This is a genomic window from Legionella sp. (genome assembly GCF_049790535.1).
GTDB lineage: Bacteria > Pseudomonadota > Gammaproteobacteria > Legionellales > Legionellaceae > Legionella.
Window position 1 is genome coordinate 1 of sequence record NZ_JBAQZB010000156.1, and the last position, 2,371, is coordinate 2,371.

Consider the following 2,371-nt stretch of genomic DNA (forward strand, 5'->3'; position numbering starts at 1 on the left):
CTATTAGGACGATTTTTCAACAAGCATTTAAAGATAATGATCTTCCTTATTATAAACCTCATTCATTTAGGCATGCTATCACAAGAAAAATGATGCGCGGTGATCGTTCTCCATTGTTAATCTCAAACTTGGCTCAAAATTTAGGGCATGAAAAAAACCAAGGCGTTATTATTTCTTGCTATGGCACAAGTCCAGAGCATGAAAGAGCTGGGATTTTAAAAGGTTTTGAATTAGAGTAGCCGTTATTCAAATTTGGTTATTTATAAAGCAGTATAAAGAGGTAATGAGTTATGAAAGCTGTGATATTTGCAAGAGTTTCATCCAAAGATCAAGAAGAGGGTCATTCACTGGATGCACAAATTCAGTGCTGTTATGAATATGCCATAAAAAATAATTTTAAGGTCGTAGAACAATTCAAGATCGTTGAAAGCTCCACGGCAACGGGGAGACCTGAATTTTCAAAAATGGTCAATTTCGTTAAAGCTCAAAAAGATAAAATTATCATTCTATGTTATTGCGTTGATCGATTGCAGCGAGATTTTGACGAACAATATATCGATCTACAGCGGCTGATTAATCAAGGTCGGCTCGAGATCCACTATGCTAAAACTAAATTTATTGAGCATAAAGACATGGATAGCTCCGATAAGTTTAGAAAAAATCTTGATGTGCTGCTTGCCAATGATTACCGAAATAAAATTTCAGATAATGTGAAACGAAGCGCTAAGAAAAAGTTGGATGAAGGCACTATTCTTGGCGATTCCCCCTTGGGTTATCTTAACAGTAAGCGCGTGGATAAGAAAAAGGAAAAAGTTGAGGTTACTATTGATCCGGTGCGGGGGAGTTTGGTAAAAAAAATGTTTGAGGAGTATGCCACAGGTTTATACTCCATGAATGAGATAAGGCTACGAATTACCGAGGAAGGATTGAGAAGCAAAAAAGGCTGTAAGATTTCAAAAAGTCAGGTTGAGCAGATTTTACAAAACCCATTTTACTACGGATACATGAAATACAATGACATTTTGTATAAACATGTCCACCCCACTTTAATTTCTAAAGAGCTATACGATGAATGCCAATTGATTAGACAAGGCAAAAGAAAAAGTAAGTCTAAACGAACGGCAAAACCTGGCTCTACCTCAAAGAAGGGGGCATTTTAATCAAGTTAGTCTAGACTAACTCTTTGATTTGACGGTCAAAAGGAAGATTAAAACGCCCAAGAAAGATTGTATCCTAAATTTACCGGGATATTCTATTAAAAAAGTGAGTGGAGAGAACCCGGTTTTAATAGAAGTCAGTTATCATGGTGTGGTTTGCTGTATTCATTGTAATAATAAGAAGTTACGTAAAAAAGACAGTTTTACACGACGAATTCGCCACGAATCTATTGGCCTACGTCGTAGTTACTTGATTATAAAAGCACATAAGTATTATTGTCCTGCATGTAACCGCTATTTCAATCAGCGTTTTGCGGGGATAGGCAAACATCAAAGAGCCACATAGAGCTTACGGAAACAGGTGTTTCATTATCACAGTAAAGGAATGAGTCAAAAAGACTTATCTCGTGATTTAAAGCTTGGAAAATCGACGGTTGAGCGTTGGTATCATTACGGTTATGAGCTTCGACATAAGAAGATATTAAATCGTTCCTGTCCTCGGGTTCTTGGATTAGATGAGCATTCGTTTAATAGAAAAGTAGGTTATGCGACTACCTTTTGTGATCTAGCGAAGCATAAAATATATGATGTCGTTGCAGGACGTTCAGCAAAAGACTTAGAAGCTTATCTGAGCACTTTGGAAGGTCGAGAAAAGGTTTTAGTTGTCTGTATTGATTTAAGTAGTAGTTACCGCTCTTTAATCAAACGTTATTTTCCTAATGCTAAAATTGTGGCAGACAGGTTCCATGTCATTCGTTTATTGAATCAGATGTGTCTTCAGACCTATCAACAGATAGATCCTCAAATGAAACATCAACGGGGTTTGTTGGCTGCTTTAAGAACGAATGAGGCCAACTTAACTATTAGACGGTTAAATAAACGAGAGAGCTACTTGCAACAGCAACCTGCCATTGCTGCAGTCTATCAGTTCAAACAACGGCTCCATCGCTTACTGATGAAGAAGCATCGCACGGCCAAGCAGTGTAAGCGCTTAATCCCTTTATTTCTTAGAATGGTAGAGCGACTTAAAGAGAGTCCTTTTGAACCACTTAAGACTCTAGGGAAAACATTATATCAATGGCGGGATGAAGTGGTTAGAATGTGGCGGTTTACAAAAAACAACGGCATAACAGAAGGGTTCCATCGTAAGATGAAACTCATTCAACGTCGTGCTTATGGATTTAGAAATTTTGAAAATTACAGGTTAAGAGTTA

General features: G+C 37.4%; 2 protein-coding genes and 1 pseudogene. All 3 read left to right on the forward strand.

Annotated features, from left to right (window positions below):
* Positions 1-239 (forward strand): hypothetical protein (locus tag WA877_RS10930; RefSeq protein WP_425170950.1); only part of this gene is annotated, 239 nt, incomplete at its 5' end.
* A gap of 51 nt (positions 240-290) precedes the next feature.
* Positions 291-1,160, forward strand: a complete 870-nt coding sequence (locus tag WA877_RS10935) for a recombinase family protein (protein WP_425170951.1) — start codon at positions 291-293, stop codon at positions 1,158-1,160.
* A 46-nt stretch (positions 1,161-1,206) separates the two neighbouring features.
* A pseudogene (locus WA877_RS10940) lies at positions 1,207-2,371 on the forward strand (ISL3 family transposase); the annotation flags it as partial.

What these genes read in the sequence shown, in the direction of transcription:
- WA877_RS10935 (WP_425170951.1), top strand. Translation starts at nt 291, where the DNA reads ATGAAAGCTGTGATATTTGCAAGAGTTTCATCCAAAGATCAAGAAGAG.